21 protein-coding genes are annotated in these 23,696 nt (G+C 71.7%); 3 read left to right on the top strand and 18 right to left on the bottom strand.

Annotated elements, in window-relative coordinates:
- The gene (locus AB0L00_RS37720) at positions 1-339 is read right to left on the bottom strand and encodes a P-II family nitrogen regulator (protein WP_252776317.1); all 339 of its coding nucleotides are present in this window, start codon (positions 337-339) and stop codon (positions 1-3) included.
- Positions 336-1,754, bottom strand: a complete 1,419-nt coding sequence (locus AB0L00_RS37715) for an ammonium transporter (protein ID WP_364442263.1) — start codon at positions 1,752-1,754, stop codon at positions 336-338. Before AB0L00_RS37715 ends, AB0L00_RS37720 begins: the two co-directional genes overlap by 4 nt.
- Before the next feature lie 417 nt (positions 1,755-2,171).
- Here AB0L00_RS37715 and AB0L00_RS37710 point away from each other — a divergent pair, with 417 nt between their 5' ends.
- Positions 2,172-4,436 (top strand): LuxR C-terminal-related transcriptional regulator, encoded by a 2,265-nt coding sequence (locus AB0L00_RS37710; RefSeq protein ID WP_364442237.1) that lies wholly within the window; start codon positions 2,172-2,174, stop codon positions 4,434-4,436.
- A 74-nt stretch (positions 4,437-4,510) separates the two neighbouring features.
- Here the strand turns inward: AB0L00_RS37710 and AB0L00_RS37705 are convergent, their stop codons facing one another.
- Together AB0L00_RS37705 and AB0L00_RS37700 are read right to left on the bottom strand one after the other, a co-directional pair.
- Complete coding sequence (locus AB0L00_RS37705; RefSeq protein WP_364442235.1) at positions 4,511-5,590, bottom strand: B12-binding domain-containing protein; 1,080 nt, start codon at positions 5,588-5,590, stop codon at positions 4,511-4,513.
- Between the two features lie 12 nt (positions 5,591-5,602).
- Complete coding sequence (locus AB0L00_RS37700) at positions 5,603-7,156, bottom strand: PP2C family protein-serine/threonine phosphatase (protein ID WP_364442234.1); 1,554 nt, start codon at positions 7,154-7,156, stop codon at positions 5,603-5,605.
- A 568-nt stretch (positions 7,157-7,724) separates the two neighbouring features.
- Between AB0L00_RS37700 and AB0L00_RS37695 the strand changes: the two genes are divergently transcribed.
- A complete protein-coding gene (locus tag AB0L00_RS37695; protein WP_364442233.1) occupies positions 7,725-9,719 on the top strand; it encodes a LuxR family transcriptional regulator in 1,995 nt (664 codons plus the stop codon).
- Positions 9,720-9,723: 4 nt separating this feature from the next.
- Here AB0L00_RS37695 and ftsY read toward each other — a convergent pair whose 3' ends face one another.
- From ftsY to rsmD, 13 genes are all read right to left on the bottom strand, one after another.
- Positions 9,724-10,884 carry a signal recognition particle-docking protein FtsY gene (gene ftsY, locus AB0L00_RS37690; RefSeq protein ID WP_364442231.1) on the bottom strand — a complete coding sequence of 387 codons (1,161 nt, stop codon included), beginning with the start codon at positions 10,882-10,884 and terminating at the stop codon, positions 9,724-9,726.
- A gap of 327 nt (positions 10,885-11,211) precedes the next feature.
- Positions 11,212-11,748: a DivIVA domain-containing protein gene (locus tag AB0L00_RS37685; protein WP_364442230.1), complete on the bottom strand. Its 537-nt coding sequence runs from the start codon at positions 11,746-11,748 to the stop codon at positions 11,212-11,214.
- Between the two features lie 9 nt (positions 11,749-11,757).
- On the bottom strand, positions 11,758-12,870 hold the full coding sequence (locus AB0L00_RS37680; protein ID WP_364442229.1) for a globin domain-containing protein: 1,113 nt from the start codon (positions 12,868-12,870) through the stop codon (positions 11,758-11,760).
- Between the two features lie 39 nt (positions 12,871-12,909).
- On the bottom strand, positions 12,910-13,311 hold the full coding sequence (locus tag AB0L00_RS37675; protein ID WP_364442228.1) for a globin domain-containing protein: 402 nt from the start codon (positions 13,309-13,311) through the stop codon (positions 12,910-12,912).
- A gap of 186 nt (positions 13,312-13,497) precedes the next feature.
- Positions 13,498-17,154: a chromosome segregation protein SMC gene (gene smc / locus AB0L00_RS37670; RefSeq protein ID WP_364442227.1), complete on the bottom strand. Its 3,657-nt coding sequence runs from the start codon at positions 17,152-17,154 to the stop codon at positions 13,498-13,500.
- Between the two features lie 305 nt (positions 17,155-17,459).
- Positions 17,460-17,657, bottom strand: a complete 198-nt coding sequence (locus AB0L00_RS37665; protein ID WP_252807951.1) for a hypothetical protein — start codon at positions 17,655-17,657, stop codon at positions 17,460-17,462.
- 167 nt (positions 17,658-17,824) lie between these two features.
- Positions 17,825-18,103, bottom strand: coding sequence for an acylphosphatase (locus AB0L00_RS37660; protein ID WP_364442226.1), 279 nt, complete (start codon positions 18,101-18,103; stop codon positions 17,825-17,827).
- Between the two features lie 27 nt (positions 18,104-18,130).
- Positions 18,131-18,985, bottom strand: a complete 855-nt coding sequence (gene mutM / locus AB0L00_RS37655) for a bifunctional DNA-formamidopyrimidine glycosylase/DNA-(apurinic or apyrimidinic site) lyase (RefSeq protein ID WP_345361199.1) — start codon at positions 18,983-18,985, stop codon at positions 18,131-18,133.
- Positions 18,986-19,061: 76 nt separating this feature from the next.
- The gene (gene rnc, locus AB0L00_RS37650) at positions 19,062-19,781 is read right to left on the bottom strand and encodes a ribonuclease III (protein WP_345361196.1); all 720 of its coding nucleotides are present in this window, start codon (positions 19,779-19,781) and stop codon (positions 19,062-19,064) included.
- 167 nt (positions 19,782-19,948) lie between these two features.
- Positions 19,949-20,125, bottom strand: coding sequence for a 50S ribosomal protein L32 (gene rpmF / locus AB0L00_RS37645; RefSeq protein ID WP_252776286.1), 177 nt, complete (start codon positions 20,123-20,125; stop codon positions 19,949-19,951).
- 1 nt (position 20,126) lies between these two features.
- On the bottom strand, positions 20,127-20,711 hold the full coding sequence (locus tag AB0L00_RS37640) for a DUF177 domain-containing protein (RefSeq protein WP_364442224.1): 585 nt from the start codon (positions 20,709-20,711) through the stop codon (positions 20,127-20,129).
- Positions 20,712-20,854: 143 nt separating this feature from the next.
- Positions 20,855-21,334, bottom strand: a complete 480-nt coding sequence (gene coaD, locus AB0L00_RS37635) for a pantetheine-phosphate adenylyltransferase (protein ID WP_364442223.1) — start codon at positions 21,332-21,334, stop codon at positions 20,855-20,857.
- Positions 21,335-21,362: 28 nt separating this feature from the next.
- Positions 21,363-21,929, bottom strand: a complete 567-nt coding sequence (gene rsmD, locus AB0L00_RS37630; RefSeq protein WP_345361187.1) for a 16S rRNA (guanine(966)-N(2))-methyltransferase RsmD — start codon at positions 21,927-21,929, stop codon at positions 21,363-21,365.
- 291 nt (positions 21,930-22,220) lie between these two features.
- Here rsmD and AB0L00_RS37625 point away from each other — a divergent pair, with 291 nt between their 5' ends.
- Positions 22,221-22,886 carry a hypothetical protein gene (locus AB0L00_RS37625; RefSeq protein WP_364442222.1) on the top strand — a complete coding sequence of 222 codons (666 nt, stop codon included), beginning with the start codon at positions 22,221-22,223 and terminating at the stop codon, positions 22,884-22,886.
- A 126-nt stretch (positions 22,887-23,012) separates the two neighbouring features.
- Here the strand turns inward: AB0L00_RS37625 and AB0L00_RS37620 are convergent, their stop codons facing one another.
- The gene (locus tag AB0L00_RS37620; protein WP_364442220.1) at positions 23,013-23,591 is read right to left on the bottom strand and encodes a hypothetical protein; all 579 of its coding nucleotides are present in this window, start codon (positions 23,589-23,591) and stop codon (positions 23,013-23,015) included.
- Between the last annotated feature and the right edge of the window lie 105 nt (positions 23,592-23,696).

Here is a 23,696-nt window from a genome sequence, read left to right as displayed (position 1 = left end):
TTACAGCGCCTCCGGCCCGGTCTCCCCGGTACGGACGCGGACGACGGTGTCGACCGGGACCGACCAGACCTTGCCGTCACCGATCTTGCCGGTCTGGGCGGCCTTGACGATCACATCGACGATGTCGTCGGCGTCCTCGTCGTCGACGAGGACCTCCACGCGGAGCTTGGGCACGAGGTCGACCTTGTACTCCGCGCCCCGGTAGACCTCGGTGTGCCCGCGCTGGCGGCCGTACCCGCTGGCCTCGCTGACCGTGAGGCCGTGCACCCCGAAGGTCTCCAGCGCCGCCTTGACGTCATCCAGCTTGAACGGCTTGATCACCGCGGTGACGAGCTTCATGCGTCCGCCTCCACCTTCTTCTCACCCGGGCCCACGGACTTCTTGCCGCCGCCCGATCCCACCTCATCGCCGCCGTTCGCGCTCGCGCGGTCGACGGTGAGCGAGGCCAGGATGCCCGATCCGCCGCGGGACCCGCCGTGGACGGTGCCGATCTCGTACGCGCTCTCGGCGTGCTCGGCGAGGTCGATGCCGGACACCTCGTCCTCCTCGCTGACTCGCAGGCCCATCACCTTGTCGAGCACCTTGCCGATGATCCAGGTGAGGACGAAGGAGTACACCGCGACCAGCGCCACGCCGATCGCCTGCTTGCCGAGCTGGGAGAGGCCTCCGCCGTAGAACAGGCCGGCCGGGCCGTCGCCCTTGGCAGGGGTGAGGATGCCGGTGACCGTCGGGGTGGCGAGGAAGCCGATGAGCAGCGCGCCCACCGCGCCGCCGACGGCGTGCACGCCGACGACGTCGAGCGAGTCGTCGAAGCCGAACTTGTTCTTGATGCCCACGGCGACCGAGCAGAGGGCGCCCGCGATGATGCCGAGGATGATGGCGCCCACCGGGTTGACCGAGGCACAGGCCGGAGTGATCGCGACGAGGCCGGCGACCGCGCCGGAGGCCATGCCGAGCGCGGTGCACTTGCCGTACCGGATCCGCTCGGTGATGATCCAGCCGAGGGCCGCGGCGGCCGTCGCGACCTGGGTGTTGACGAACGCCACGGACGCCTGGGCGTTGGCCGCCAGCGCGGACCCGGCGTTGAACCCGAACCAGCCGAACCACAGCAGGCCGGCGCCCAGCAGCACGAACGGGACGTTGTGCGGCCGCATCGGCTCCTTCGGCCAGCCGACACGCTTGCCGACGACCAGGGCCAGGGCGAGGCCGGCCATGCCGGCGTTGATGTGGACCGCGGTACCGCCGGCGAAGTCGAGGGTGCCGATGTGGTCGGCGAGGAAACCGCCGTCCTTGGTCGTCGTCGTGTCGCCGAAGAAGAACACCCAGTGCGCGACCGGGAAGTAGACGACCGTCGCCCAGATGGCCACGAACACGCACCAGCCGCCGAACTTGACGCGGTCGGCGACGGCCCCGCTGATGAGAGCCGGCGTGATGATCGCGAACATCAGCTGAAAGGCCACGAAGGCCAGCTCGGGCGAGGTGCCGGAGGCGGAGATCAGGGTGTCCTTGAGGCCCACCTTGCCCAGGCCGCCGATGAATCCGTGGTTCCCCACGTCCTTGGCGAACGCCAGAGAGTAGCCGTAGAAGACCCACAGAACGCTGACGATGCCGATCGTGGCGAAATTCATCATCAGCATGTTCAGGACGCTCTTCGACCGGACCATGCCACCGTAGAAGAACGCGAGGCCGGGAGTCATGAGAAGGACGAGAGCGGAACTCGCGAGCAGCCAGGCGGTGTCGCCCGAATTCATCAATTTCAGAACGTCCGGCGGCATGCGGTCGTCCCTTCGGTGAGGTGGTCGATACTGCTCTGGAGCTTCGAGCAGCGCGGTTTCACCGACGGGGCATGAGTGTTTCGCCGGTGTGAAACCCTGCGATCCGGTGTTTCAGGTGTGTTTCGGTCTCCTCACTGCATATGGCCAAAAATTCGCATGAGGCCGTCCATCCCGTCGCACCGGTCCCACGAGGCTCTGTGGCACCGTGCCGCCGGACCCCGGAGCCCGCCCGGATGTCACTTCCCGGCAATGCACGCATACGCTGTGACCTGGACCGCGATGCCGGAGCGGCGGAGCGTCGCGCCGGATCGGTCCCGAGGCGACACTATGGCGGGGGCATCCGACACGACACGGCCCGGACAGATCCACGGAGTCCCGGCCGAGGTGACGAGTTTCGTGGGACGTCGGCACGAGGTGGCCGAGGTCAAACGACTGCTGTCGGTCTCCCGGCTCGTCACGCTGACCGGGGTCGGCGGGGTCGGCAAGACCCGCCTGGCCGTCCGTGTGGGCACGCTGGTCCACCGGGCCTTCCCCGACGGCGTGTGGCTGATCGAACTGGCCGCGCTGAACAGCCCCGACCTGCTCGTCCCGGCGGTGTGCGAGGCTCTGCGGATCTGTGACCGGTCGGCCCGTCCGCCGTTGCAGGTGCTGATCGACCACCTCGAGGACGCCCAGGCGCTGCTCATCCTGGACAACTGCGAACATCTGGTCGGCGAGTGCGCGGTGCTGGCCGAGGCGTTGCTGCGTGCCTGCCCCCGCCTGCGGATCCTCGCCACCAGCCGCCAGGCCCTCGGCATCGTCAGCGAGCAGACCCTGTCGGTGCCCAGTCTGCCGGTGACCGGTCACGCCGTCGCCGGTTCCCACCCCGGTGTCGCGGCCGGCGACGCGGTCCGGCTGTTCGCCGAACGCGCCGAGGCGGTCGTGCCCGGGTTCACCCTGACGGAGGACAACCGGGAGACCGTCGTACGGATCTGCCGCCGGCTGGACGGCCTGCCGCTGGGCATCGAGTTGGCGGCGGTGCGGCTGCGGGTGCTCTCGGTGCAGCAGTTGCTCGCCCGCCTGGACGACCGGTTCCGGCTGCTCACCTCCGGGTCACGCGCCGTCCTGCCCCGCCACCAGACCCTGCGCGCGCTGATCGACTGGAGCTACGGCCTGTGCACCGAGCCCGAACGCCTCCTGTGGGAACGCGTCTCGGTCTTCTCCGGCGGCCTGGACCTCGAAGCCGCCGAATCCGTCTGCGCCGGCGACGGCATCGCCCGCGAAGACGTCCTCGACCTCGTCATCGGACTCGTCGACAAATCAGTACTGGTCCGCGAGGAACACGCCGAGACCGTCCGCTACCGCCTCCTGGAGACCATCCGCCAGTACGGCCGCGAGCGCCTCATCGCCTCCGACCGCGAGGCCCGCGTCCAGCGGCGCCACCGCGACTACTACCGCGACCTGGTGGCCCGGGCGGACCGCGAGTGGTTCGGCCCCGACCAGGTGTCGTGGTTCCACCGGCTGCGGCTGGAGCACGGCAACATCCGTGCCGCCCTCGACTACTGCCTCTCGACGCCCGAGGAGATCGACACCGGTCTCGACACCGCGTCGGGCCTGCTGTTCTACTGGATCGCGGCCGATCTCCTCCATGAGGGCCGGCGCTGGTTCGAGAAGCTGCTCGTCGCGGATTCCGGCTCGCCGGCCGCCCGCGCGACCGCCCTGTGCGTGCACGCCCGGCTGGCCGTCCTCCAGAGCGACTTCGCGGCCGCCGAGCCGATGCTCGACGAGGCCCGGACGCTGGGCCGCGACGAGCCGCTGGTCCTCGCGCAGTGCCAGTACGTCGCGGGTCTCGCCGCGCTGATCAGACGCGACCTGACACGAGCCGAGGCGAGCCTGGAGGACGCGCTGGCGCGCCACCGCGGGCTGGGCCACGACAGAGGCGTCGCCAACACGCTGATGTACGTCGCCACGGTGTACTCCCTGCTCGGCCGTTCCGAAGAGGCCGTCGCGCTGTTCGACGAGTGCCTGCGGCTCTGCGAGGCCCGGCAGGACCGCTGGTTCCGTTCCTACACGCTGTCCGTCCTCGGCATCGAGGTCTGGCGGGAGGGCGACCTGAAGCGCGCGACGGAGCTGGAACAGCAGGCCATCCGGCTGAAGCAGCCCTTCGACGACCGCCTCGGCATGGCGCTGTGCGTGGAGGTACTGGCCTGGATCGCCGCCGACGAGGGCGATCCGGCGCGTGCGGCCCGCCTGGTCGGGGCGCTCCGGGAGATCTGGCGCGAGGTGGGCGGCCCCCCGTACGTGTACCTCACGAGGTATCGCGAGCAGTGCGAGAGGGCGATCCGGGACCGCCTCGGCGGCCCTCGATTCGACGCGCTCTTCGAGGAGGGGTGCGGATTCTCTTCCGCCGAGACGACGGCGTACGCCCTCCGGGAGGGCGAGGTCCAGGTCATACCGGTGACGCCGGACCAGCGGAGTCTGTCACCGCTGACCCACCGGGAGACGGAGGTCGCCCGGCTCATCGCCAAAGGGATGAGCAACAAGGAGATCGCCGCCGCGCTCGTGGTCGCTCAGCGGACCGCGGAAGGGCATGTGGAGCGTATCCTGCGAAAACTCGGCTTCGGCTCGCGCGCACAGATCGCCGCGTGGGTCGCGGAGCTCAGCGAGGAAGGAAGCCCCTGATCCCGATCCCGGAGGCCGCTCGGGCCATCGATGATCGGGCTCGGGCCCGCGCCGGGCGATCGGCCCGCCCGCGTTCACGGCCGGCCGGAGCCGACGATCTGCAGTGCGGCGTCGCCGTCCCGGAGCAGGGCGACGGCGCGCGGGAAGTCCTTGAGCTGTTCGGCCAGCAGGTCCAGGGCCAGGGCGACCGAGTAGGCCGGGACGCCGCGTGCGGTGAGGATGTCGCCGGCCCAGCTGACGAAGCGGGTGAACAGGGGGGAGTCGTCCAGGTAGAGCGCGGCGCCGAGGAACTCGGTGATGTAGGCGACGCCCTCGGCGATGTACTGGCGCTGCCGTTCGCTGTAGGTCGCCATGGCCGGGAAGCGTTCCTCCAGCGCGGCCAGGACCGCCGCGACGAGCCGGGGCGCGCTGCGGGTGACCAGGGTGTACTCCTGGTCGACCAGGTGCGGCAGGTCGTCCACCGGCTCGTGCACGGGCGGCGGGACGTACGGCCGGACGAGGATCTCCTCGAGACGGCCGGCCGCGGTCCGGGCGTCGGGCGCCCAGGCATCGGCGCCCAGCCGGTCGGCGTAGCCGCCGTCGGGTCCGAAGGCCGCGCCGCCGACCATGACGGAGACGCCCACGGCGTGCGATGCCGTGATCGTCGCGTGCGCGGCGGGCAGGCGGGCGGAAATGGACGCGGACAGGGCCAGATCGTCGGATCCCGTACGGTGCAGGTGGTCGATCAGATGCGTGACCGGTACGTGCGCGCCGAGGAAGTCGACGTGCCAGCCCCGCAGTCGCAGGGTCTCGGCCAGCAGGCGGGCGGGCAGCGCGTGCCACTCGCCGTCGACGCACGCCACCGTGACCCTTCCCTCTCCCCGCCGCGGCCGCGGCACGGACGCGTCGTGGGCCAGGGCGGCGACGACACGGTCGTTGATGGCCGTCGCGGTGTGCTCCTCCGCCACGCTGATCCGGTTCGCGGCCCACTCCACGCCGACCCTCGCCTGCACCGGCGCGATCACATCGAGCAGCGCCGACTCGGCGTCCAGCCCGGCGTCCACCGCCGGTAGCACCACGTCGGTCGCCGCGTACTCGTCTCCTTTGTGCACGGCGTCCCACAGCCGGGCGGAAAGGACCTCGGTGTCCGAACGGCCGGGAATCGCGGTTGTCATCGTCGGATCTCCTCACTGGATGGGCGGCGCTCCGCCGCTTCGGGGGATCCTGTCTGTGGGGGCGGTGATCGCCACGACGGCCATGTCGTCGTGGCCGCGGCTCCCGGCCCACTGCGCCGCGAGCATCAGCACGCGTTCGACGACGGCTTCGGCGGGCATCCCCGCGCAGCCGGACAGGGCGTCCTTCAACCGCTCATCACCGAACACGGCGTCGCCGAGCGGCCCGCCGCGGGCCTCGGTGATGCCGTCGGTGTAGAGCACACACGACTCACCCGGCGCGAGTTCCACCTCGGCCGTGGACGCGAAGATGTCCGGGAACGCCCCGATCAGGCAACCCCGGGTGGCGGCCTCCTCGACCGCACCGCAAGAACGGACGATCAACGGCGGCGGATGCCCCGCGGCGGTCAGCCGCAGCCGCACCCGATCCCCGGCCCGCACCGCCGACGCGAGCACCAAGGTGACGAACCGATCCGATCGCATGCTCAGCAGTCCCCCGTTGAGCAGGGACAGCATCCGCAGGTGATCGTCGGCCATGGGCAGCAGCGCCCGCAGCGTGGCGCGGATCTGGCCGGTGGTGACCGCCGCCTCCAGTCCTTTGCCGCACACGTCTCCCAGCACGACGAGGGACTCCTCGCCCTCATCGTCCCCGGGATGGACGTCGTAGAAGTCACCACCGACCAGTTCGCCGCGCACCGACGCGCGGTACCCGCCGGCGAAGTCCACACCGCGCACGTGGTGCAACCGCGGCGGCAGCGACTCGCGCATGAGGATCTCGGTGATCCCCGCCTGCTCGGCGAACGCGCGGGCCGCCGACAGCGCCGCGCCCGCCCGCGCCGCGAACAGCCGGGCGAAGACCTCCTCGTTCCGGCTGAATTCGGGCCGGTCGCGACGGCGCAGCAGGATGAGCGCGCCCTCCGGGATGCCGTGTCCGGGCAGTGGGGTGACCACGACCGCGCCGACCGGCCCGTCGAAGCCCTCCGGAACGGCCCACGACGGCAACTGGCCGGGAGCGATCCAGCAGGACGGGATCGGCGGGAAGCCCTGCAGCGCCTCGCTCAACCCGGGCACCTCGACGGCGTCGGCCTCCACCGTACGGCGGTGGACCTCGCCACCACGGACGGCGAAGGCCGCCAGCAGCCGTTGTCCCACGGCGGGCCGCATGAGCACGGCGGCGTCGGCCAGCTGCTCGGCCGCCAGCCGTACCGCGACCTCCATGCACCGGTCGACGTTCAGCGTCGACAGGATGGCGTTCGACTCATCCGCCAGCAGCGCCGTACGCCCTCGCTCCGTGCAGAGTGTGACCTCGGCCTGCCGCCGGTCGGTGTCCTCGACCAGCCACCAGACCACGTTCCCGTCCGGGGAGCGGGTCGGGTGCGCCTCGAAGCTGCGCTCCCCCACCCGGCCCCACACCGGTTCGCCCGCGATGCCGGACCCACTCGCGATGCGGTGCGCCTCCGCCAGCCACCCGGGCATCGTCGCGGCGAGGTTCGCGCCCGGCGCCGCTCGCGGGAACAGCCGGGCGGCGGCCTCATTGAGCTCGACCACCCGGCCGTCGGCATCGGCCATCACCACGGGATACGGAGCCGCGCCCCACAGTGCGCCGGTAACCCGACCGGGGCCAGGCCGGTCCGTCGAAGGAGCGCTGGAAACGTCCACGTGTCGGACCCGCGAGCTCGGAGCCCCACCACCCTTTGTCCGGTCGGAACGGCGCGGTGCGGCGACCGTCCCTCATTCGGTGTCGGAAACAGCTTCCATTACACGCTCCCCGCCGCACCGGTCGCAAGGCCGCCCCCGGAGGTACGGCTCCGTCCCGCTGCCGATGGGGTCGCTCGCCGGTACGGAGCACGTCCTGCGTAAACTCGGCTTCGACGCCCACGCGCCGCGCACAGCGTGGGGCGCGGAATCCCATGAGAAGCCCCCGACCCTGATTCTGGGGGGCCGCCCAGGCCACCGATGATCCGGCCCAGGGCCCGCACCGAGCGATCAACGAGCCCGCAGCGCCGGCCATCAGTGAGCCTTTTGGTCACCGATCTCCATACCGCGAGAAGACATGCCTGCTCAGGACATACTCGCCAGGGATCGCCGGTATCCCGACGGTTCGAGCTTCGTCGGCCGCAGACGCGAGATGTCCGAGGTGAGACGGCTCCTGCCACGGACGCGCCTGCTCACGCTCACCGGCGCCGGCGGCGTCGGCAAGACACGGCTCGCGCTCCATGCCGCCAGCATGCTGCGGGGCTGGTTCCCCGACGGAGTGCTGATCGTGGAACTCGCTTCGCTCGAGGAGGGCAGGCTGCTCGTTCCCACCGTGGCCGCCGCGGCGGGGATCCGGGAGACGGACCGGGAGGCGATGCCGCTCCTCCTCGCCGGTCTCGCCGACAAGCGGATGCTGCTCGTGCTGGACGGCTGCGAACACCTCCTCGAATCCTGCGCGGCCCTCGTGGACCGCCTGCTGCGGACCACCCCCCGCCTACGGATCATGGCCACCAGCCGTCACCGGCTCGGCGTGCTCGGCGAACAGGTACTGCCGATCTCCTCCCTGCCGGTCGCCGACCAGCACGCGCCGACCCGCGAGATCGCCCGGTGCGAGGCGGTACGGCTCTTCACCGACCGGGCCGCCGCCGTACGCCCCGGCTTCAGCGTCACCGCCGCCAACGCCGTCACGCTCGCCCGCATCTCCCAGCGCCTCGACGGGATCCCGCTGGCGATCGAGCTGGCCGCCGCGCGCCTCAGGACCACCCCGCTCGACCGGCTCTTGAGCGACCTCGACGACCGCTTCGCCATTCTGACCGGCGGTGACAGGGCCGCACCGCCGCGCCACCAGACACTTCGCGCCACGATGGACTGGAGCCGCAGCCTGTGCTCACCCGCCGAACGCCATCTGTGGGCGCGCCTGGCGACCTTCCCCGGCGGAGTGGACCTCGACACCGCCGAAGAGGTCTGCGCCGGCGGGGAGATCGACCGTGATGAGATCTTCGACCTGATCGCCGGGCTGGTGGACAAGTCGGTCCTGACCTCCGAGCGTCTCCAGCCCGGCCTGCGGTACCGCATGCTGGACAGCATCCGCGCGTACGGCCGCGAGAATCTGACCCCGGCCGAGGAGGAGCGGTTGCGCGGGCGGTACTGCGCCCACTACAGGTCGCTGGTCGGGCGGTTCCGGATCGACCGGATGACCTCCGACCAGCTCGACTCCTTCCATACGCTGCAGGTCGAACTGCCGAACATCCGTGCCGCGATGGACTCGTGTTACGCCCGGCCGGCCTCGGCACCGGCAGGGCTGGAGGTCGCCTCGACGCTGTGGGGGTTCTGGCTGCTCGCCGGGGCCCTCACCGAGGGGCGGCACTGGCTGGAGCGAGGACTGCGGCTCGTCTCCACCCCCGCCCGCGCCCGGCTCACCGCCCTGTGGGCCGATTCCCTGCTCGCGCTGCACCAGCGTGATCTGTCCACGGCGGTCATCCGGATCGAGGAATGCCAGGCGCTCGCCGAGGAGACGGGGGACGCCACGGCCGCGGCCTTCGCCACCATGGTCTCCGGCATCGCCGCGCTGTCGGCCGGGGACGACCGGCGCGGGCTCGCGCTGATGGAACAGGCCCGGAACCGCCACTGGGACGCCGGAGACCTCAACGCCGTCGGCATCAACCTCTACCTCGCGTCGGTGTTCTGCGTCGCCAAGGACCCGGATCTCGGCGCGGCGCTCGGCGAGGAGCTCATGGCCCTGTGCGACGCGCGGGACGCGCCGCTGTTCCGCGCGTACGCGCTGTTCGCCATCGGGATCGCGGCGTGGAAGCAGGGCGACTGGCGGCGAGCGGAGACGATGATGCTGCAGGTGGCCGAGCCCTGGTCCGTCATCGAGGATCGTTGGGGGCTCGCCCAGCTCCTGGAGGTGCTGGCGTGGACCGCGGGCGCCGGTGGCGCCCAGGAGCGCGCGGCCCGCCTGCTCGGCGCGGCGGACCGGGTCTGGCACGAGCTCGGGTTCTCGCCGACGCAGCTGCCGTACCACGTCCGCTCGCACCAGCAGTGCGAGACGCGCGCCAGGGAGGCGCTGGGGTCGCGGACCTTCACGAGAGAGTTCCACGGCGGTGCCCAGTTGGACCTGGCCACCGCCGTCGCGGACGCCCTCCACGAAGGCTGACCGGTCAGTCGCCCAGGATGGCGTCGACGAAGCCTTCGGGGTCGAAGGGCGCGAGGTCGTCGGGGCCCTCGCCGAGGCCGACGAGCTTGACCGGAACGCCCAGCTCACGCTGGACCGCGATGACGATGCCGCCCTTGGCGGTGCCGTCGAGCTTGGTCAGCGCGATGCCGGTGACGTTGACGACCTCGGCGAAGACCCGTGCCTGGCGCAGGCCGTTCTGCCCGGTCGTCGCGTCCAGAACGAGGATCACCTCGTCCACCTGGGCCTGCTTCTCGACGACGCGCTTGACCTTGCCGAGCTCGTCCATCAGCCCGGTCTTGGTGTGCAGGCGGCCCGCGGTGTCGACGATGACGGTGTCGACGTTGTCCTCGATGCCCTTCTTGACCGCTTCGAACGCGACGCTCGCCGGATCCGCGCCCTCCTCGCGGCGTACGATCTCGGCGCCGACCCGGGACCCCCAGGTCTCCAGCTGATCGGCGGCGGCGGCGCGGAACGTGTCGGCCGCACCGAGCAGGACGGTCCGCCCGTCTCCGATCAGGACCCGGGCGAGCTTGCCGCAGGTGGTGGTCTTGCCGGTGCCGTTGACGCCGACGACCAGGGTGATCGCGGGCTGGGCGCCGTGCGGCTCGGTGCGCAGGGAGCGGTCCCAGTCCTTGCCGATCTGGGTGAGGAGCTCGTCCTTCAGCAGCCCCCGCACCTCGCCGGGACTGCGGGTGCCGTAGACCTTCACCTTGGTGCGCAGGTCGTCGACGATCTGTCTGGAGGGCGCGACGCCGACGTCGGCCTGCACGAGGGTGTCCTCGATCTCGTCCCACACGTCGTCGTCGAGCGTGTCGCGGGAGAGCAGGGTGAGAAGGGTCTTGCCCAGGGCGTTCTGGGAACGGGAGAGCCGTGCCCGCAGGCGGATGAGGCGGCCGGCGGACGGCGGCGGGACCTCGAGGGCGGGCGGCGCGGGCGGCGCCTCGGGGGTCGGCGCCCGCGTGGGCGGCGCGACGACCTCTTCTTCCTCGATGACGGCCGTGCCGCCACGCGGTGCCTCCGGCGCCTTGGGCGCTTCCGGTGCCCGCGGTGGCGGCACGGCACGGCGCGCACCCCGGACCAGGAAGAACACACCCGTCGCGACGGCGAGCACGACGATGGCGATGGCGAGAATGACGTATTCCATAGCGTGTCCCAGTCTCGCAGAAGGTGCGGGCTGCCCTTCGCGTTCCTACCCGGTCATCGTCCGCCCGGTCGCGTCGTCCTCCCGTGCGACCGAGCGGAAGGCTCGGAGAGCCCCTCCGAGCGGCCCCGGCGAACCGGGGCATCCGCCGACGTTCCCATCGGCGGCGGAACCATTCCCCGAGCCTTCCGTACGGCGTGGCGAAAGGCCCCGCCGTCAGGGCATCCGGGGAGGCACTCCGGGGGTGCCGGAGACGGAGTCGCGTTCGGACTTCTCCCACTCCTCGACGTTCCGCAGCAGCGCCTCGAGGTAGCTGCGCAGGTGCGTACGTTAGACGTCGCTGAAGGTCCGGAGGTAGGCGATCTCACGTTCGAGGTCGCTGCGCTCGTCGCTGGACATCGGCTCGGCCCGCGGCACGACCTGCTCGGCGGCGTGCGACGCCTGCCGGTGCGCCTCCTCGAGGACGAGGACGGCGCGGGACTGCGCGTCGGCGAGGATGTCGTCGCGGCCACGCCGGGCCTCCTCGGCGATCTCCCGGCTGTAGCGCTGCGCGTCCGCGACGTACTGGTCCGCGGTCTGCTGCGCGTTCGACAGGATCCGTACGGCCTGGATGTGGGCGTCCTCGGGCTGGACCTTGGCGACGCCCGAGCCGCCGCCGGCGATGCGCTCCCGCAGCCGGGCGACCTCGTTCTCCAGGGCGGCCTTCTCGTTCAGGACGCGGACGAGCTCCTGCTCGACCTGGCCCAGGAACGCTCTCACCTGGTCTTCGTCGAATCCCCGGCGACCGAGCGGAGCGCGCTGGAAGTTGACCGCCTGCAGCTCCGCCGGGGTGATGCGCTGGGCGGAATGGATATCGGGGGAGGTCATTGGTCTCCTCTATGCGTCCGCGTACTTGTCGGTTCGGATGCGGTCGTCGCTCAGCCCCATCTGCCGGAGCCGGGCGACGGTCGCCTCGACCATGGCCGGTGAGCCGCAGACGTAGGCGTCGTGGTTCTGCCACATTCCGAACTGCCCGATGACGTCGGCCAGCGTGCCGCGTTCGGCCGCCGGGCCGGGATCATGGTCGGAGACCGCTGGGATCACGGTGAGCCACGGTGCCCTGGCCGCCATCTTCTGCAGCTCGTCCAGGTCGTACAGCCCGTCGACGTACCGCGCGCCGAAGAACAGGTGGACGCGCGGCGGGTTGGGCCGCGCGTCGATCTGCTCGAGGATCGCCTTGAGCGGTGCCAGGCCCGTGCTGCCGGCGACGAGTAGCACGTCACGCCCTGACCGCTCGTCGTAGGTCATCGTGCCGATCGGGGGGCCGAGCTTGATCCAGTCGCCGACGGAGAGCGCTCGCACGAGCACCGGGCTGACCGGGCCGCCGTCGATCAGCTGCACGTGGAAGTCCAGCGTGTTGTCCGGCCGGGGCGCGTTGGCCATCGAGTAGTAGCGCCACATCCGCATCCGGGCCGGAACCTCGAGCGACACCGCCTGTCCGGGCTGGTACGCGAACGGCCGGTCGGGCAGGACCCGCATCACCGCCATGTCGAACCGACGGCGTTCGTGCGCGACGATCTGGGCGTTCCACCAGGACGGACGCTGCGAGGCATCCTCGTGGGCCGCCTCGATCATGACCTTGGAGAGCAGGTTGTAGGCGTCCGTCCAGTCCCGCGCCAGCTCCTCACTCCAGGATGGCCCGGAGTAGTACCGAAGCGTCGCGACGAGGCTCGCCCCGACCTCGGGATAGTGCAGTGCCTCCACTCCGAACTTGCGGTGGTCCCTGCCCAGTTGCTGCACGAACGGAACCAGGTCCGGAAGGTTGTCCACCTGCGACACGATGCGTCCCAGCGCGCCGAGCAGGCGATCACGCTGGTGGCTCATGCCGACGGGGAACATCTCCCGCAGTCGCGGGTTCCGCAGGAACAGGTCCGAGTAGAAGAACAGCGCCACGGCGTCACCGTGCTGCGCCACCTGGGCAAAGTTGTCTTTCAGGCGTTGAGCATCCACACATTCTCCTGAAGCCGGGCGGGCCGTCGCCGCGGCGTTCTACTTCTGGTCGGCGGCCTTGATCATGACGTCGGAGACGACGCCGTAGGCCTCGACCCAGTCCTTCTCCAGTTCGGCGGTCCAGTCGTCGCCGCTGAAGTACTTCAGCGTCGCGACGAGGCTGGTGCCGACCTCGGGGTAGTGCTCGGGGTTGATGCCGAATCCGGCGTGCGCCCGGCCGAGGTCCTGCAGGTACGGAACGAGCCGCTCCGGGTCGTCCACCATGGAGACGATCTGGCTGAGCGCGCCCAGCAGGACCTCCTGCTGGCGCCTCATCGACGCCGGGAACAGGGAGCGGTAGTTCGGGTTGCGCTCGAACAGGTCCGCGTAGAAGTACTCGGCCACGTCCATGCCGTGGCCGCCGACCTGGGCGAAGTTGTCTTTGAGACGCTGAGGGTCCACGTTGACTCTCCCTGGCGTTACTGGTGCGCGGTGAGGGACCGCCGTGACTCTAGCGAAACCAAGCGCAACTTGGGACAAGATGGTACAAAACATACGCATTGATTGCCTTGCCCCCCTTTCGCCAAGGGAAGCGGAGGGCGCCCTGGTCAGGGCGGTCAGGGCCGCTTCGGGCCGCCGGTCAGGCCGTCAGGCCGGTTCCGGCTCCCGGAGGCGCTGGCTCACCACCTGGGTCACACCGTCGCCGCGCATGCTGACGCCGTACAGGGCGTCCGCTCCCTCCATCGTGCGCTTCTGGTGAGTGATCACGATCAGCTGGGACGACTCGCGCAGCTCCTCGAAGATGCCGAGCAGCCGCTGGGTGTTGGTGTCGTCCAGCGCGGCCTCGACCTCGTCGAGCACGTAGAACGGCGACGGCCGCGCCTTGAAGATCGAAGCGAGGAACGCGATCGCCACGAGCGAGCGCTCCCCGCCGGACAGCAGCGACAGGCGCTTGACCTTCTTGCCTGGCGGACGCGCCTCCACCTCGACCCCGGTGGTGAGCAGGTCCTCCGGGTCGGTCAGCGACAGCCGCCCCTCCCCGCCCGGGAACAGCCGGGAGAAGACGCCCTCGAACTCCCGCGCGACGTCCTCGTACGCCGACGCGAACACCTGCTGGACCCGGTCGTCGACCTCCTTGACGACGGTGAGCAGGTCCCGGCGGGTCTTCTTGAGGTCCTCCAGCTGTGAGGTCAGGAACGCGTGTCGCTCCTCCAGCGCCGCGAACTCCTCAAGGGCCAGCGGGTTGACCTTGCCGAGCTGGGTGAGCTGGCGCTCGGCCTGCTTCGCGCGCTTCTCCTGCTTGGCCCGGTCGTACGGCTCGGGCGCGGCGTCCTCCGGCGCGTCCGGGGCGGGGGGCACCGGCTGCTCGGGGCCGTACTCGGCGACGAGCACGTCCACCTCCAGCCCGTACTCCTCCATCGCCCGCTCCTCGAACTGCTCGAGTCGCAGCCGCTGCTCGGCCCGGGCGACCTCGCTGCCGTGCGCGACGTTGACGAGCTTCTCGTGCTCGCCGGTGAGCTCGCGCACGCGGGTCCGGACCGCCTTCAGCTCCTCCTCGCGGGCGGCGCGCACCTGCTCGTGGGTCTCCCGCTCGGCCACGGCCGCGGCGATCGAGACCTCGATCCCGGCGAGCGCCCGCTGGACGCCGGCGCCGACGGCCTGCGCCACCCGGGCGTCACGGGCGAGGCGGCGGCGGCGCTCGGCGGCGCGGGCGCGCTCCTGGCGCTCGCGGTCGGCGGCCCGCTCCAGCTCGTCGGCCCGGCCCGCGATGGCCGAGACGCGCTCCTCGGCGGTGCGGACGTTCAGCCGCGCCTCCATCTCGGCGGACCGCAGCTCCTGGCACCGGTCGTTCAGCTCGTCGCGGCGGGTGGTGTCCTCCTCGTCGTCGTCGAGCGGCTCCGCCTCGGCGACCTCCAGACGCTCCCGCAGCTCCGCCGCCGCCGCGAGGTCGCGGTCGCGCGCCTCCTCGGCCGTGGCCAGGGACCGGGCCAGGCGCTCGGCCTCCTGCCGGGCGGCCTGGGCGGCGGCCTGGAGCCGGGCCACGTGCTTGGCCTCCTGGGCGGCCTCGGCCGCCGCCTCCCGCATCCGGGCGCGCACCTTGTCCAGGCCGCCCTGCGCGCGGTTCACCCCGCTCTGCGCCTCGCCCACGGCCGCCTGGGCCGCCTCCAGCACGGACTGGGCCCGCTGCTCGGCCGCGACGGCCTCCTCGAGGGCGACCGCGGTGCCCTCGGCCCTGGCCTCCGCGGCGGCGAGCCGCTCGGCGGCCTCGTCGCGGGCGGAGCGCATCTGCAGCAGGCTCTGCCGCTTGCCGCCACCGCCGAGCGCCCAGTGCGCGCCGAGCAGGTCCCCGTCCCGCGTCACCGCGCGCAGCTCGGGCCTGGCCCGTACGAGCGCGGCCGCGGCGGGCAGGTCCTCGACGACCACGACGCCGGTCAGCAGGTGACGGATCGCCGCCCGCAACCGATCCGGGGCCGTCACGAGGTCGGCGGCGTGGCGGGCGCCGTCCGGAAGGGCGGGGTGCTCATGCTGCTCGTCGGGTCCGGCGCCGACCACGACCCCGGCCTGCCCGGCGTCCTCGGCGCGCAGCAGGGCCAGTGCCGCCTCGGCGGTGTCGAGCGAGGCGACGGCGACGGCTTCGGCGGCCGCGCCCAGCGCCGCCGCCACCGCGATCTCGGCGCCCGGCTCCACCGACAGCAGGGACGCCATCGTGCCGAGCACACCGTCGAGGTCCGCGGATAGGAGGATCTCCCCGCCGTCCGCCGCGCTGCCCATCGTCTGGTCCAGGGCCTCCACGCGCGCCTGCAGCGCGGTGACCTCCTTCTGCGCCGCCTGGTCGGCACCGCGCGCCGCGGCCACGCGGTCGCGCGCCTCCTTCACGAGCCGCCGAGGCTCCTCCACGGCCTCCCGGGCGTGCTCGGCGGCCTCCTTCGCCTGCTCGAGGACCTCCTGGGCGCGCTCGTGCTCGGCGGCCAGCTCCGGGTCCTCGGCGGCCTCGGTGTCCTGCGACTCGTGCTCGGCCTGGGCCACCGCCGCGCGCTCCCGCGCGTCGGTGAGCGCCTCGGCGAGCCGGCCGATCTCCGCCTCGGTGGCCTGGACCTTGCTGCCCAGCGCCTCGACCCGGCCACGCAGCCGGGCCAGTCCCTCGCGGCGGTCGGCGGCCGCGCGGGCGGCGTCCTGCAGACGGTACTCCTCCTGTTTGAGCGCGGCCTCGGCGACGGCGCGCTGGTCGACGGCCTCGGCGAGGAGGTCCTGCGCCGCCTCGAGCCGGGCGCCGAGGATCTCCTCCTGCGCCCGGATCTCCGCCGCCTCGCGCTCCATGTCCTCCGGGTCGCGGCCACGGCGCGCCTCCGCCTGAGCCTCCACGGCGTTGCGGTGGCGCTCGGCGGCGAGCTCGCCGACGCCGCGCAGGCGCTCGCGCAGCGACGACAGCTGGTACCAGGTGTCCTGGACGCGGGCGAGGATCGGCGCCTGCTCGGCGGCCTCGGCCTCCAGGGCGGCCTCCCGCTGCTGGGCCTGCGCCAGTGCCTGCTCGACGGCCGCGCGGCGCTCGCGGATCGTCGCCTCGTCGGCCGCCTCCTGCTCCAGTTTGGCCGAGAGGGTGACCAGGTCGTCGGCGAGGAGGCGCAGCCGCGCGTCGCGCAGCTCGGACTGGATGACCGCCGCCCGCCGGGCGATCTCGGCCTGCCGGCCCAGCGGCTTGAGCTGCCGGCGCAGCTCGGTCGTGAGGTCCTGCACGCGGGTCAGGTTGGCCTGCATCGCGTTGAGCTTGCGCAGGGCCTTCTCCTTGCGCTTGCGGTGCTTGAGGACGCCCGCGGCCTCCTCGATCACCGCCCGCCGTCCCTCGGGGCCGGAGTGCAGGACCCGGTCGAGCTGGCCCTGGCCGATGATGACGTGCATCTCACGGCCGATGCCGGAGTCGGACAGCAGCTCCTGGACGTCCAGCAGCCGGCAGGGGTCGCCGTTGATGGAGTACTCGCTCTGCCCCGACCGGAACATCAGCCGGCTGATCGTGACCTCGGAGTAGTCGATGGGCAGCGCGCCGTCGGAGTTGTCGATCGTCAGGACGACCTCGGCGCGGCCGAGCGGCGGGCGCGAGGACGTGCCCGCGAAGATCACGTCCTCCATCTTCCCGCCGCGAAGTGACTTGGCGCCCTGCTCTCCCATCACCCAGGCGAGCGCGTCGACGACGTTCGACTTGCCGGAGCCGTTGGGCCCGACGACGCAGGTGATACCGGGTTCGAGGCGCAGCGTGGTCGAGGACGCGAAGGACTTGAAACCCCGCAACGTGAGGCTCTTCAAGTACAAGCGCCCACCGATCCTTTCTGCGACTGCGGACGGGTGGATCGTCCCGCGCCGCACGCCACCGACGCCCCGGCCATCTCAGGCACGATACCGGCCGGACCCCTTCGAGATCGGGTATCCGGCGTGCACCAATGTGCCATGGTCGGACGCCGTGCGTGGCGCCTCTCCCGGCGATTCCCGCTCCGGGCCCGGTACGGCTCGGACCAGAAGCGACCGCGACGGGAATTCTCAAACCTCGGAAACGCGCGCTTTGCGGCCAACAAAAAGGGACGTCGGATCGACGTCCCTTTTACGCGCCGGCGCTGACCTCAGGTCAGTGCCGGTTCGCGGTCCTTGGCAGCGAGCGCCATGACTTCGTTGTCAGCAACAGCGGCAAGCGCGTCGTTTTCGGACTGGAGCCGTACGAGCTCGGCCTCCAGGTCACGGACACGTTGCTGCAGGCGCCGCATCTCCGCAACCATGCGGGGGTCGGGACCGCCGACGTGGCCGAGTAGAGCCTTCGCCATGATTAAGGGTCCTCCACGCTGAGTGACCAGCAGGAATGGTCGCGCACGGAAAGCTTCCTGAGGTGCGCGTAACAACTAGGGTCGCACCGGCCGGAGAGCCGGTCAAGACAGATGTCACAGACCCGTAACAACCTGTCCGTACAAGTTTAGCAGACCTCTCAGACCGATCACCGTTCGACGAAGCCGTGAAGCCCGCCTCGCGGCTCCGTCCAACGCTCGGATACGCCGGTCACCCGTCCCGGCGTCGTGCCGCTTCGGAGGAGGTCCAGGAGTTCCTCGCACGCGTTCCGCGGCCCTTCGGCGATCACCTCGACGCGGCCGTCCACCAGGTTGCTCGCCGAACCGCTCAGCCCCAGCTCCAGAGCACGGGAACGCACCCACCACCGGAAGCCGACACCCTGCACCCGCCCGCGCGCCCAGGCCGTCAGCCGTACGTGCTCGTCCATCCCCCGATCGTAGGCCGGGACCAGGGGTCAGTAGTGCGCCCGCCGGGGCCGCGGCTGGCAGGTGGGGCAGGTGAAGGAGGAGCGGTTCATGAAGGCGTCGCGCCGGATGGGGCTGCCGCACCTCGCGCACGGCTCGTCGCGCCGGCCGTAGACGTTCAGCGACCGCTCGAAGTAGCCGCTCTCGCCGTTCACGTTGACGTACAGGCTGTCGAAGGAGGTGCCGCCCGCCTTCAGCGCGGCGGCCATGACCTCGCGGACGCCCGTCACCAGGCTCGACACCTCGGTCCGCGTCAGCGTCTCGGTCGGCCGCGCCCAGTGCAGCCGCGCACGCCACAGCGCCTCGTCGGCGTAGATGTTCCCGACGCCGCTGATCAGGGACTGGTCGAGCAGCGCCCGCTTGATGCCCGTACGCCGGCGCCGCAGCGCCCGGTAGAACGCGTCCTCGTCGAAGGCGTCCTCCAGCGGGTCCGGGGCGATGTGCGTGATCGGCTCGGGAACGCCGTCCTCGGTGCCGGTGAGCATCAGGTGGCCGAAGGTGCGCTGGTCGACGAAACGCAGGTCGGGTCCCCCGTCGGTGAAGGTGAACCGGGCGCGCAGGTGCTTCTCCGGCGGCCGGTCCGGATCATCGACGAGCAACTGCCCGCTCATGCCGAGATGGGCCAGCAGCGCCTCGTCGTCACCGACCGGCAGCCAGAGGTACTTCCCGCGCCGCCGCGCTCCGGCGACGGTCCGCCCGGTCATCCGCGCGGCCAGGTCCGCCGGGCCCTCGGTGTGGCGGCGCGCCGACCTGGGGTGCAGCACCTCGGCCGTCCGGACCGTACGGCCGACGACCCAGCGCTCGACGCCCCGCCGGACGACCTCGACCTCCGGTAGTTCGGGCACGGAAGACCTCCTCCATCAGCGTCAACGGGCCTGCGGCGCCGGCTCCGCCGACCGGACGGGCCGGCGGAGGCGCGGGTCACTGCTGCGGGTCTCCCCCGGAGCTCTCGCGGATCGCCCGCCACGCGGTCTCGGCCGCCTGCTGCTCGGCCTCCTTCTTGCTGCGCCCCTCGCCGCGGCCGTACTCCGTCCCGCCGACGATGACCACGGCGCGGAACGTCTTCTGATGGTCCGGGCCGCTCTCCTCCACGTGGTACTCGGGCACGCCGAGCTCCTCCGTGGCGGTCAGCTCCTGCAGGGACGTCTTCCAGTCCAGCCCCGCGCCCAGGCTCGCCGAGCGGGTGATGAGCGCGTCGAACAGCCGGTGGACCAGATCGTCCGCGGCCTTCAGGCCCAGGTCGAGGTAGACGGCTCCGATCAGCGCCTCGAGCGTGTCGGCCAGGATCGAGGACTTGTCGCGTCCCCCGGTGCCCTCCTCGCCGCGGCCGAGGCGGATGTAGGCGCCCAGGCCGAGCGAGCGCGCCACTCCGGCGAGCGCCCGCATGTTGACCACCGCGGCCCGCAGCTTGGCCAGCTGGCCCTCGGGCAGGTCGGGGTGGTTGCGGAACAGCGTGTCGGTGACGATCAGGCCGAGCACCGAGTCGCCCAGGAACTCCAGCCGCTCGTTGGTCGGCAGGCCGCCGTTCTCGTAGGCGTAGGAACGGTGGGTGAGGGCGCGTTCGAGGAGGGCCGGGTCGGGGCTGACTCCGAGGGCCTCCTCGAGGGGACGCCGGTCGGCCGCCGAGTTGTCGGATCTCATGCGGCCCCCAAGGCCACGGCGGACGGGTAACTCACGGTTCTTCCTCCGAGGAAGGTTCCGCGAGGGCGAGGTGCACGCCGGGTGTCTCCGGCGTCCGCCACGGCCTCGGGCGAGTCTTCATCGCGAGACGATCGGGGGCGGCGCAGGCCGCCCCCGGAGAACGTCGCTCAGGCCACGTCGACGACCTGTCGGCGGTTGTAGGTGCCGCAGGTCGGGCACGCGGTGTGCGGCAGCTTCTCGTCGCGGCACTGCGGGCAGCGCACGAGCGTCGGCGCCTGGGTCTTCCACTGCGAGCGACGGTGCCGCGTGTTGCTGCGCGACTTCTTACGCTTGGGAACGGCCACGTCAGCCCTCCTGGTCTTCTTGTCGTTGATCCAACATGCCCTGCAATGCCGCCCACCGGGGGTCGACGGCCTCATGGTGGTGGTCCGGCTCGGCGTCGGCCAGCCGCACCCCGCACTCCGAGCACAGGCCGGGACAGTCGTCCTGGCACAGCGGGGACAGCGGCAGTGCGAGCACCATCGCGTCCCGGACCACCGGCTCGAGATCGATGAGATCTCCCTCGAGACGGCGCTCGTCCTCCTCCGCGCTCTCGCCGGAGCGAGTGTCGGAGTAGACGTAGAGCTCCTGGAAGTCCACCTCGATCGACGAGGTGACCGGCTCCAGGCAGCGCGCGCACTCTCCCGCGAGAGGTGCCCGTGCCGTGCCCGAGATGAGCACGCCCTCCATCACCGCCTCGAGCCGGAAGTCCAGCTCGATGTCGGCGCCCTCGGGGACACCGACCATCTCGACGCCGAGATCCGCCGGAGCCGGCACGGTTTTGGAATCCTCGCGCATCGATCCCGGTCTGCGGCCCAACGTGGTCGTGTCGATCACGAATGGGGCTCGGGGATCGATGCGGGTCAGGTGTTTCCTGCTTCCGTGAGGCATGGCGCATCACCGCCGTCGTACAAGGTCGATTGGCAAGGTTACCAACCTGCGGGCGTTCTCCCAACTCGGAGGCCCCTCAGAACCCGGCGGGCCGGGCGTTCCGGGAACACCCGAACCGCGCTCCGGCGGGGTCGGGGAGGCGCTCAGGACTGGGAGAACCGCCGGATGAGGCGTTGCTGGACCGGCTCGGGCACCAGCCCGGACACGTCCCCGCCGTACTGCGCGACCTCCTTGACCAGACTGGAGGACAGGAAGGAGTACAGCGGGTTGGTGGCCATGAACATCGTCTCGACGCCCGCGAGCTGGTGGTTCATCTGAGCGATCTGCAACTCGTAGTCGAAGTCGCTGACCGCCCGCAGGCCGCGCACGATGACGGGGATGTCGCGCTCGCGGCAGAAGTCGACGGTGAGCCCGTGGAACCTCTCGACGACCACGTTGCCGTACTGCTTCGTCACCTCGGCGATCATCTCGGCGCGTTCGTCGACGGTGAAGAGGCTTTTCTTGGAGATGTTGATCAGGACCGCGACGACGACCTCGTCATACAGCCGCGACGCCCGGCTGATGATGTCGAGGTGGCCGTTGGTGACGGGGTCGTACGAGCCCGGACAGACAACACGGCGCACGAGGTGAGCACCCTTCGCTGAGGAGCCGTCAGTGACCTGCGGCGTGACCGTACCAAAGGGTCCCTTCCCCGTATCGACGGGCCCTGCCCTCCTCGTACCCGGCCGGCCAGCGCACCGGCTCGTCGCGGGTCGCGCGTTCGACCGCGACCAGGGCGTCCGGGGCCAGCCAGCCGTTGTCGCGCAGATCCTCCAGCATCCGGGTGACGACCTCGCCGGTCACGGCGTACGGCGGGTCCGCGAAGACGAGGTCGTACGGCTCCTCGGGCGGGTTCCGCAGCACGCGCTCGACGCGGTCGGTCCTCAGTTCGGCGCCGGGCAGGCCGAGGGCGGCGATGTTCGCCTTGATCACTTTGGCCGCGCGCGGCGCCGACTCGACGAGCAGGACGTGGGCCGCGCCGCGCGACAGCGCCTCCAGCCCGACCGCCCCGGACCCGGCGAACAGGTCGGTCACCCGCAGCCCGGTGAGGTCGCCCAGCAGCGAGTGGACCGTGGCGAACAGTCCCTCTCGGGCCCGGTCGCTGGTCGGCCTGGTGTCGCGGCCGGAAGGGACGGAGATGCGCCGGCCGCCGGCCGCTCCTGCGATGAGTCGGGTCACTCCCCCAGTCTGCCGAAACCTCCGCCCGCTCCCGCGATGAGTCGGGTCACTCCCCCGCACCCCCAGCCTGCCGAAACCTCCGCCCGCTGAAATCATTCCCATGAACTACTGATCGTGACAAACTAGTCGCGGATCGTACGGCGGCGTCCGTGGCCTCCCGGGCGCACGCGATCGGGAGGAGACCACGAGGTGCCGTCGGCCTGCGAAGGCGTCAGCGGGTCACCTCGGGCCCGTGCGCCGCCCCGTCCCGGGTCTCGCCCCCCGCTCCCATCGACCTGGAGAGATCCCCCTATGCGAACTCGCACGAGGCTGGCGACGACGGCCGGCCTGACGATCCTGGGCGGCACCGCCCTCAGTGGCGTAGCCCAGGCCGACACCGGAGGCCTCGATCTCACCGGTGGCCTGACCGGTCCCGTTTCCCGGACCGTCGGCGGCGCCCTGACCAAGACGACGACACAGACATCCCGCACCGTGCGGAAGGCCACGGGTGTGGACCTGCGCGTACGGGTGCGCCTGCCGGGCACGCCCCGCGCGGGCACGAGACCCGGCAGGGCCGCGGTCAGAGCCGGTCTGGGGGCCTCCCTGGGCGGCGCCCACCTCAAGGCCTCGCTGGGGCTGTGCGCGGGGTGCCAGGCTCCCAAACCGGCGCCGCAGCCCCCGCCGACCACTCCTGCCCCGCCGAACCCGCCCACCTCGCCGAACCCACCGGGCTCGCCGAACCCACCCGGGTCGCCGCCGCCGGGCTCCACGCCCCCAGCGGCCAGGCCACCGGCGGTACCTCCCGCGTTGGGCCTGCCGAAAGGCACGGGTGAGCTGATGACGATCCGATCCGCCCTTCCGCCCCTTCCGTACACGGGCGGCCCGATCGGGGCCATGGCGTTCCTCGGCGCGATCGCCGTGGTGACCGGGGCGGCGGCCGTCATCGGAGCCCGCCCGAAAGCCCGGCTGAGCGCCTGAGCGCGGTCATGAAGGCGTCTCCCGGTGGGGAGGCGCCTTCGCCGTCTCCCCATGTACCGGCGCGGCATCCCTGGCCCGGCGCCTCGCGGTCCGCCCGTGTCGTGGGCGCCGCCCGCGGCGGCTCTGTCAGTAGTCAAGGGCGACGGTTCCGTCGCTGAGGCGGTCGACGACCGCGCCCAGGTCCGGGGCGCGGATGAGGGCGCCGCGCAGCCCGTACACGACCGCCGCGCCCTCGAAGCGTTCGGCGGTCCGGCGCAGCCGCTCGGCCCGGCCCGGGTCCCCACGCGTCAGATCATCGGCGTCGGCGACGTCCACCAGGAGGTACGGCCGGGCGCCCTTCTCCGCGACCCGCAGCCGTGAGACCCGCTCCCAGGGGACGAACACGTCGTAGCCGCGCCGCGCGAACACCCGCAGCCGAACGCCCTCGGTCGTGAAGACGGGCGGGGTGCGCAGCAGCCGGAACTCCGAGCGGGCGAGGAACGCCATCCCGACGGCGGAGGCCAGCAGGCCAAGTCCGAGGGCCGGGAAGATCACGAACACGGGACCGGCCGCGGCCTGTTCCGACAGCCCTCGCATGGCGAGCAGCAGGTAGCCCACGAGGGCGAGCACGAGAAGCGCGCCGACGCCCGAGACGGCGGCCAGGGCGGCGATCAGGTAGGCGGGTGCGGCGGCGACGGGGACCGGAAAGTCGCGCTTCTGCTCCACTGCGGGAGCGTAACCACAGACGGAGAATCGCGGCCACGACCTTCCCGGCGCGTCGGAAGACCGTGATCGACATAGAGGCGCACGGGCCGGACGCGAGGCTCGGCG

This window comes from Actinoallomurus sp. NPDC052308 (assembly GCF_040679195.1).
Taxonomy (GTDB): Bacteria; Actinomycetota; Actinomycetes; order Streptosporangiales; family Streptosporangiaceae; genus Actinoallomurus; species Actinoallomurus liliacearum.
This window is presented reverse-complemented; position numbering and strand designations above follow the sequence as displayed.

What these genes read in the sequence shown, in the direction of transcription:
- rnc (WP_345361196.1), bottom strand. Translation starts at nt 19,781, where the DNA reads ATGAGATCCGACAACTCGGCGGCCGACCGGCGTCCCCTCGAGGAGGCC.
- ftsY (WP_364442231.1), bottom strand. Translation starts at nt 10,884, where the DNA reads ATGGAATACGTCATTCTCGCCATCGCCATCGTCGTGCTCGCCGTCGCG.
- AB0L00_RS37640 (WP_364442224.1), bottom strand. Translation starts at nt 20,711, where the DNA reads ATGCCTCACGGAAGCAGGAAACACCTGACCCGCATCGATCCCCGAGCC.
- AB0L00_RS37720 (WP_252776317.1), bottom strand. Translation starts at nt 339, where the DNA reads ATGAAGCTCGTCACCGCGGTGATCAAGCCGTTCAAGCTGGATGACGTC.
- AB0L00_RS37625 (WP_364442222.1), top strand. Translation starts at nt 22,221, where the DNA reads ATGCGAACTCGCACGAGGCTGGCGACGACGGCCGGCCTGACGATCCTG.
- AB0L00_RS37660 (WP_364442226.1), bottom strand. Translation starts at nt 18,103, where the DNA reads ATGGACGAGCACGTACGGCTGACGGCCTGGGCGCGCGGGCGGGTGCAG.
- AB0L00_RS37705 (WP_364442235.1), bottom strand. Translation starts at nt 5,590, where the DNA reads ATGACAACCGCGATTCCCGGCCGTTCGGACACCGAGGTCCTTTCCGCC.
- AB0L00_RS37665 (WP_252807951.1), bottom strand. Translation starts at nt 17,657, where the DNA reads ATGGCGAAGGCTCTACTCGGCCACGTCGGCGGTCCCGACCCCCGCATG.
- AB0L00_RS37685 (WP_364442230.1), bottom strand. Translation starts at nt 11,748, where the DNA reads ATGACCTCCCCCGATATCCATTCCGCCCAGCGCATCACCCCGGCGGAG.
- AB0L00_RS37700 (WP_364442234.1), bottom strand. Translation starts at nt 7,156, where the DNA reads ATGGCCGATGCCGACGGCCGGGTGGTCGAGCTCAATGAGGCCGCCGCC.